We start from the raw sequence: 7,944 nt of genomic DNA on the forward strand, positions 1-7,944 counted from the left end.
GGAGAGCCTATGACAATACAGTTAACTAAAACTGATATTTCACCAATAACACAAAACTTCCATTGTAAGGGCGATCGCTGTCAAATAAATATCCAGAATCTCGATATACCACAGGGTGTTTATCATGTATCTGTAAATTACCAAGGCAGGATTCTATCTACACAAAATCTTAAACTTGTAAATTATCACAATGCTGCGTATCAATATTTACCAGTCAACAACAGAACTATTGGAGAAATGGCGCTCAAGCTCATAGCAGAGCAAAGCCAAGTACCTTATGCAAAACTTAAGGTTGATTTACGACAGTTATTCAAGCTTAACAACACAAATGCATCACTGGATGAAAAATTGGGTCAATATGTAAACGATATGTCAAACTTGATTAATAATAGCGCCATCATTAATTTGATATTAGATAAAATAAATAGCCATTTGATTATCTATAATCCAAAAGAAGATGAGTTTATTCTTGCAGATGGTGCTGGAGGGTTTAAAGCTTTAGCAATTGATTTAACACGCAATTTTGTATCTGGTGTTGCAACAGGAATTATAGCCAATGAGATCAGTAGTTTGATTGGTATTGGCGGGTCTGGTTTAAATGAAGTTATCGATATGCTTAGCAAAATAGAAAGTCAGTTAATAGCGATAGAAGATAAAATAAATCAGCTGGAGGGAATGTTTAGAGATTTTGCTAATGAATATGAAAATGATCAGTATGAAGGCAAGTTAAGTCAACTTCATGATGATCAGAAAAATATCTCAGGCATATACAATACATTACAGTATAAGATTGGAGGGGCGATCGAGCATAATAAGCAGCTTGTTTATGAGCAATTAAGTCATAATGAAGATCTGGTGCAAATCTCAAAAAAGGCAGATGCAATAACAGTGAATTTCAAACTTTTAATCGATAAGTTGCAAAAGCTCGAGCTGTCAAAGTATGAAAAAATAAAAACAATGGCAATAGGCGACCCTGAACAAGTAAGAGAAAATTACAATCATACACTTGGGGTATTATCAATAAAGCTTGTGCTGAGTTTACAGCAAGCCTATAACGTTGAAGCGGCAGCGATTTACTTACATTACAACGGTTATCAAGACATTGTATTAGCGGATGAGCATTTTAACTTAAATCATTTAGATTACAAAAGTGCCATGTCGATACTTGATAAGCTATATAGTGAGCGAGTTACTGAGATTGTAAACATTGATAACCAGTATCAAGATCAAGGACCGCAAATATTGCTAAAAGACAAACGCACTAATTTTCAAGATATTGGTCCAATATTTCCAGGTTCACTGCCATCAGGCAGCTATGTAAAGAGCTGCAAGGATATGTTTTGGGATCGAATTAACAATACACTGTCAGCTAGGTGCAGCCCTACTTCAAAAGTCAACTTTGAGAATATTTTGTTGCAAATACCAGTGGTAACGTTAAATTTACAGTTTTGTGATCCGGGAAATGATATTTCTAATCATGATGGTGTGCTCGTATGTGCTTATACAGAAGCAGTTCCTTTTGGCTCTTATAAAGACTCTTGTTCTGTTGAGAACTACGATGCTTCGGGTATATTACAAGCATGGTGTAGTGGCGGAGATAAGTCTTCGTATATCGTGCATACAGGTGCTAGTATTCCTGAAGTAGTGACGTTTTTTATTCCGAGACAAACTGTTTTCAAAGACGCAGGAAAATGCCAAGCACCAGATATGATTGTGAACCATAATGGGACGCTTGTTTGCAGTAGTTCAGGAGACTTTGAATTATTTAAAGGTGATTATCAGGAGAAATGTTCGAGTGATGCAATAGAAGATACTTTTCACTATAACAGGAGCAATCATTTTTACACAGCATATTGTCCTTTTCCGCTAGATACATTGGCAAAAAGGCATCCGACGACATTAAATATGGACAATTGTCGCTCACAAGTATTAGATGTCGATGACTATGGTGATTTAATCTGTGCTGATCATGATAAACGACAAGGCTACCCTTATGGCAATTGGTTAAATGATGAAGTTAAAAGTAAGCATTTTGAAGGGTATCGTCTGCTAAGGGTTGAGTATAATAATGGTACAAAGCTCCAATTAGATTATTCCAACTGTCAGCCAAATAGTAATGTTGAGCTTGAAGATGGGCAGCTGGTGTGTAAATTTACGCGTTAAAATAGTATGTGTGCAAAATCGTAGTATTTTTACGTAGATTGAACGATAGAAATAACGTTTTGACTATATTTCTTGCTGATGCCTTATTGTGAGTTTGCTTTGATATACATTGCGCTGGTTGAGCACAAACGTTAGGAGAAAATATATGAGAGCACAACAGCAAAAAGAGCAAAAAAAGCAAACTAATACAAATACAAAGTATCGATGCAAACTAATCGCTTTAGCCGTGCCAACGATCATTGGTATGATGAGTTTAACCGGGTGTGGTGGTGGAGGTGCGGGATCTAACTCCTCAACCCCCAATCCTCCATCGCCAAAAGCAGGGGTTACGATCGATAACTCTTTGCCAGAAACCGCGCTTGTGAACAATGATGCATTATTAGGTTTAACCATTCATAATGATGATACAAAGTCCAATGCATACTATAGTCAAAAACAGGCACAATTTGCATTAGCGGATGCTGCGCAAATACTTCATATTCAGCGTATTAACTTACCAGAAAGCAGCTCAATGCAATACAAAATTGCCAATGTACATCAACAAAACAGCTGTTGCAACACAATCGATGGAAGTGATTGTAATGTGACATTGAGTGATGGTCATGCGTGTGAATTAAGCATTGATGTTTCAAGTACAAAGCCTCAACTACTAGATAACAAAATTGATATTGTCACAGATAAACAAACTTATTCAATTCCAGTGAAGATTAATTATTTGGCTGATGATGCTAAATATCAATTTCCGCAGTTAGCGATTAATCGCCAGATAAATGTAGTACCAGGAAGTACCGTTAGTCTGAGCGTGAAAAATATAGACCAACATCAAGCCATTAATGATTTGCAAGTTCATTTGCCAAGCTGGTTAGTTAAATTGGCTAGAAATATGCAATTAACAAGAGTCAATAATCTCGCACCTGGTGAATCACAGACTTTTAGTTTTGTGCTGGATGCTAGTCAAACAACCATTGATGCGTTGAAAGCAAATTTGCAAGCGCTAAATGCTAATCAAACGACCCATCAAATAAGTATTACTGCAGCAAATATCAAAGCTATTTACCCACAAATTAGTGCTAGCATTGATCCTGTAAACTTGAGTGACCAAATTTATTTTAATAAGCCCGCTGAGCAACAAATTAAGCTTATGAATGATGCTAATCAACCAATCAAAATAAGCACGATACAATCAACTTTACCAAACGGTGTGACTATTAATACTAAGGGCTCAACATGCCAACAAGGTAGTGAGATTAAAGCAAATAGTCAATGCGAATTAGCCATTGATGCAGGTGCTGATGCCATTGGACAAGGAAAGATTATGTTTACTTTTGGTTTGAATACTTACACTTTTAGCAAGGCCACAGCAATTAACGTTGGCAAAGTAGCGATCGAACCTCATCCAACCATGATTAATATCCCAACCACAGGGAGTGGGCAAACAAAAATGACTGTAATCAATACTGGGGCTTTTGTTTGGCAGCCGAGTACACAAGCAAGTGATTATCTTATTACAGCGGATCCATCTGCTAAAGTAGCGCCCACAGGGTTGTCAATTGTGAGCTCAAAAGATGCCGATAATTGTCTTTCAGGGCATTTTGTGCCTTCAGGAAAAAGTTGTAGTATTGTGTTTAATGCAGACAGTACGCTTAAAAATGCTATTTATAATTTTACGATTAAAGCGACAAATAATTTAGATAAAGATACGACAACGACATTAACGACAACGGGTGTCCATGCTTATATTGATGCATCATATAACATGTATCAAGGGGTAAAGAGGGTGGTGCTTGCAAATGATAGTGACAAAGATGTCAATTTTACGACGCAGCCTTTGCAGCTCTTTAGTATATACAATGGCAAAAATGCTAATACGGATAAAGGTCCATGGTGCACCAGTATTACCTGCCCAAATAGTTGTATTAGTGATGTGAAAGATCAAAACACCTATGAATTAAATCCAAGTAAATCATGTTATCTATATCTGCACAGCAATGCTCAAGCACCTATGATAAAGGTAGGAAACACCGATAGTGAAAAATTATCTATCACAACAAAGGCTGATAAGTTTGCCTTTTCGCTACAAAGCAAGCCTGTTTTATATGTTGGTGGAGCATTTACTGCAACCGGTCAAGGAAAACAAACTATAAATAATATTGCGATGTGGGATGGGCAGTCTTGGCAACCTTTGGCACAAGGCGTCGATAATAGCGTTAATACCATAAAAGTTGCTGCAGATGGGAACGTTTATATTGGTGGGAAATTTAACTATTTTAATGCAGGTAAGGTGCCAGCAAATCTAATTGGTCAATGGGATGGGCAACAATGGCAAACGCTAGATGGTGGTCTAAAAGGTGCTGACGCTAACGCTGCACAGGTGTTTGCCATGGATTTCACGCCAAATGGTAGTTTATTTGTTGGAGGAAGCTTTAATGATTCCAATAACAAGCAATTAAACAATATTGCGCAGTGGCAAAGTAACAAGTGGATCCCTTTAGCAAGTGGTCTGAATGGTCCAGTTTATACGATATCATCGCCTGGTAAGCTTGATATTGCTGATCACCCACAAAATGATGATGTGCTTATTGGCGGAAAATTTATATTGTCATCTGGAGATCATGTAGCACAAAACATAGCAACTTGGGCTCAGGGTAAGTTTATTGATTTTGGTGGTGATGTCAAAGTAACTGGTGGATCAGTAAAAACGATTATTAGTAGCAGTAAAGATAATCAACTGCATGCCATCATCGGTGGTGAGTTTACGAGCATTAATAACACCGCAGATACAAATTATATATTCTCCCTTAGCTCTGCAGGAATACAGTCGATGACAACAGATGCTGCAAGCTTAGGTAATGTGTATGCTCTAGCTGGCGATCACCATCAGGATGTATATGTAGGTGGCGACTTTTTAAACTTGGGCGCTGAAAAACTCAACCATATTGCTGTCATCCAAGATGAAGCATGGCATCAATTAGGTGATGGCGTTGATGGGCAGGTTGATGCTATTGCTCCTGAGTATTTCAATAATACGACATCACTGTATGTAGGTGGCAAATTCAAACATGCGGGAGGAAGTTCCGCACAAGGCATTGCACTATGGGATGGTGAAAGTGACAAGTGGCAACCAGTTGGTGGTAGTCTTAATGGTGATGTCAATGCGCTAGCTTATGGCAATATTATGCAAATTAAGTCAATTGCTGCTGCAGGTTAATAATTTTTTCAAAATTAATGAGGTATATCAAAAAGAAATTGATGAAAATATTACAAGTAGGAGTTTTGTCTCGTACCTTTTAGAAACTTTAAAGATTCAGGTTGACTTAATTATAAACAGTAGAAAAGGGGAAATTGCATATGCCATTACAAGGTTTAACACAAAAACTAATAGATCTAAAAGAAAATAACAGCAATATCTTATCTGATGATGAGCTAAAAAATGTATATAACGAAGATCCTGTTTATTATTCTGGCAGAGAAAATTTTGAAAAAGCAAAATCACAGTTATTAATTCTGTTTGAAAAGATAATTTCTCTTAATAGGAGTAATCTCAATAGATTAGAGGAGCTTGCTAAGAGAATAAAGGGTGAGTTTGAATTTGAAAAAATAACCTCTAAAGATGATAAGTCCGCAATTTTGAGTTCTCTCAAAAAAGAACTGGAATTTATTTATGTTCAACATGCTAATGAAGTCAAAAAAGTAGAATCCTCAGACATTAATCATCTTGAGTTGAATAAATGTTGGCAAGGGGTATACGTCAATATGTTAAGTTGGAGTTCCAAAATACGAGGCACAACATTCAAAAGCACTGTTATAGATATTAAAAGAACTCTTATTCAGCAACTTGCTCGAAAATTTATGTCATCCCATATAAAAGACTATATGGTTCTAAATGAAGTTCATATCGTTAATGCACTTTTTAACTTAGTCGCTGATGGATACGGATTACAATCTATACAAGATGTTTTTGCGCCTCAATCCGTGGAAGAAGAACATATAGAAGGGATTTACAACTTTGTATCACAAAATATATCATATCAGATGTTTCAAGATGAATTTTTCCGTCGTGGCATATTCCCTGAAGAAATCTCTCAATCTGAATGCCAGAGGTTATTAGACTTTTTTGAAGATAAAGAAGATGATTTGGATACTTATTATGCTCTCTACAGGGGGAAAGGGGAGGCTGACATAAAGAATCAGGATCAGGCTGGTTTGCAAAGAATTTCTAATCATATATTTGATGTGGAGATGACTAAATTAGGTTTAACGAAAAGTGATAGCACAACAGAGATAAAAGATACAAAAGATAAAGATGGTCTAACCAAGTGCATTATCTCAGCTAATGACATTTTTGTATATGAGTATGTGAAAGATGAGGATACGATAACTTATAAAGTAACACGTCCATTTGAGTTTTCTGACCTTGCACGCTTCTCAGTCAATGAGAAATATCACAGAAGTTTTGGGGAGACATATTTGCAGTATCTAAGTCAGAAAGACATTTTAAAATCAGGTTGTAGAGATGATATTATTGTTTTTTCTCTATTAAGTAAAAAAGAAGAGCTTGATAATGATTCATTACAATTCATTAGTAAGGTTAAATTTGATATAAATCAAACAAACCTGACGGGGAAAGATGTTCTTTCATTGATTATTGATAACAATCATTCGAATGTCTTTAATGAAGAATTTATCGAAACTAAATATTCTTCTCTTACAGAAGGAAAAAAAGCTGAAATCATGATATGGGCCTCTATGAATGGTCATGCTAATGTATTAGCAAAGCTTAAGGAGTTAGATCCAGACTTGGATTTAAATAAGGCTTATAATAATGGCTATACACTGGCTTTACTTGCTGCTCAAGAAGGTCATGCTAATGTATTAGCAAAGCTTAAGGAGTTAGATCCAAACGTGGATTTAAATCAGACCTCTATTAGGGGTAGCACACTAGCTTTACTTGCTGCTCAGAATAATCATGTTGAGGCATTAGCAAAGCTTAAAGAGTTAGATCCAGACCTGGATTTAGATAAGGCCAATAATAATGGGGTTACACCCGCTTTAATTGCCACTTGGTACGCTTATGTTGATATATTAGAAACACTTAAGGAGTTAGATCCAGACCTGGATTTAAATAAGGCTGATAATAGAGGCTATACCCCCGCTTTAATTGCTGCTGAGAAAGGTCATGTTAATGTATTATCAAAGTTTAAGGAGTTAGATCCAAACATGGATTTAAATAAGGCCAATAAAGATGGTGCCACACCGGCTTTCATCGCAGCCCTGAATGGCCATGTTAGTGTATTGAAAGAATTACTAATCTTAAACTGTGATATTGGCAGCTCTAAATTTCAAAGAACAGCTGAACAATTGCATAATTTTGCGAAAGATAAATCAATAGAAATAAAGGATCGATTTTTAAAAAAGCTGGAGCCATATCGTGATACAGAGTTTGTAACACTATCTCCATTAGAAATTTCTGCTTTAATGGGAAATAAAGAATGCGAATCTATGTTAAACAGCTATAAAATAGCAAGTCAGATTGACAAGTTAGCTTTTAATATACTGGCAGATGAGCCCGAGCTTCAACAAGCTGTAGTTGAAATTAATGCTATAGGTCAATTTGATAAAGCTTCGTGGGAGAAACTAACAAAAAATCCATCTCTTAGGCACACTGTGATTCAAAGCGCTATCGCCAATAAAGATAGGCTACAAGAATAATGTGAATCAAGGTTTAAATTATGCACAGTATTTTTGTGCCAGCAACTCAAATGCTGCACATAGCCTTCCAAA

Annotated in this window: 3 protein-coding genes; all 3 read left to right on the top strand. The window is 36.3% G+C overall.

Annotated elements, in window-relative coordinates; genetic code table 11:
* Positions 1-9 precede the first annotated feature (9 nt).
* Positions 10-2,163 carry a hypothetical protein gene (locus tag ACY10D_RS04460; RefSeq protein WP_486999573.1) on the top strand — a complete coding sequence of 718 codons (2,154 nt, stop codon included), beginning with the start codon at positions 10-12 and terminating at the stop codon, positions 2,161-2,163.
* A gap of 145 nt (positions 2,164-2,308) precedes the next feature.
* On the top strand, positions 2,309-5,371 hold the full coding sequence (locus tag ACY10D_RS04465; protein WP_486999574.1) for a COG1361 family protein: 3,063 nt from the start codon (positions 2,309-2,311) through the stop codon (positions 5,369-5,371).
* A gap of 140 nt (positions 5,372-5,511) precedes the next feature.
* Positions 5,512-7,872, top strand: a complete 2,361-nt coding sequence (locus tag ACY10D_RS04470; RefSeq protein ID WP_486999575.1) for an ankyrin repeat domain-containing protein — start codon at positions 5,512-5,514, stop codon at positions 7,870-7,872.
* Positions 7,873-7,944: the final 72 nt, after the last annotated feature.

It is taken from the genome of Cysteiniphilum sp. (genome assembly GCF_057495195.1).

What these genes read in the sequence shown, in the direction of transcription:
- ACY10D_RS04460 (WP_486999573.1), top strand. Translation starts at nt 10, where the DNA reads ATGACAATACAGTTAACTAAAACTGATATTTCACCAATAACACAAAAC.
- ACY10D_RS04465 (WP_486999574.1), top strand. Translation starts at nt 2,309, where the DNA reads ATGAGAGCACAACAGCAAAAAGAGCAAAAAAAGCAAACTAATACAAAT.
- ACY10D_RS04470 (WP_486999575.1), top strand. Translation starts at nt 5,512, where the DNA reads ATGCCATTACAAGGTTTAACACAAAAACTAATAGATCTAAAAGAAAAT.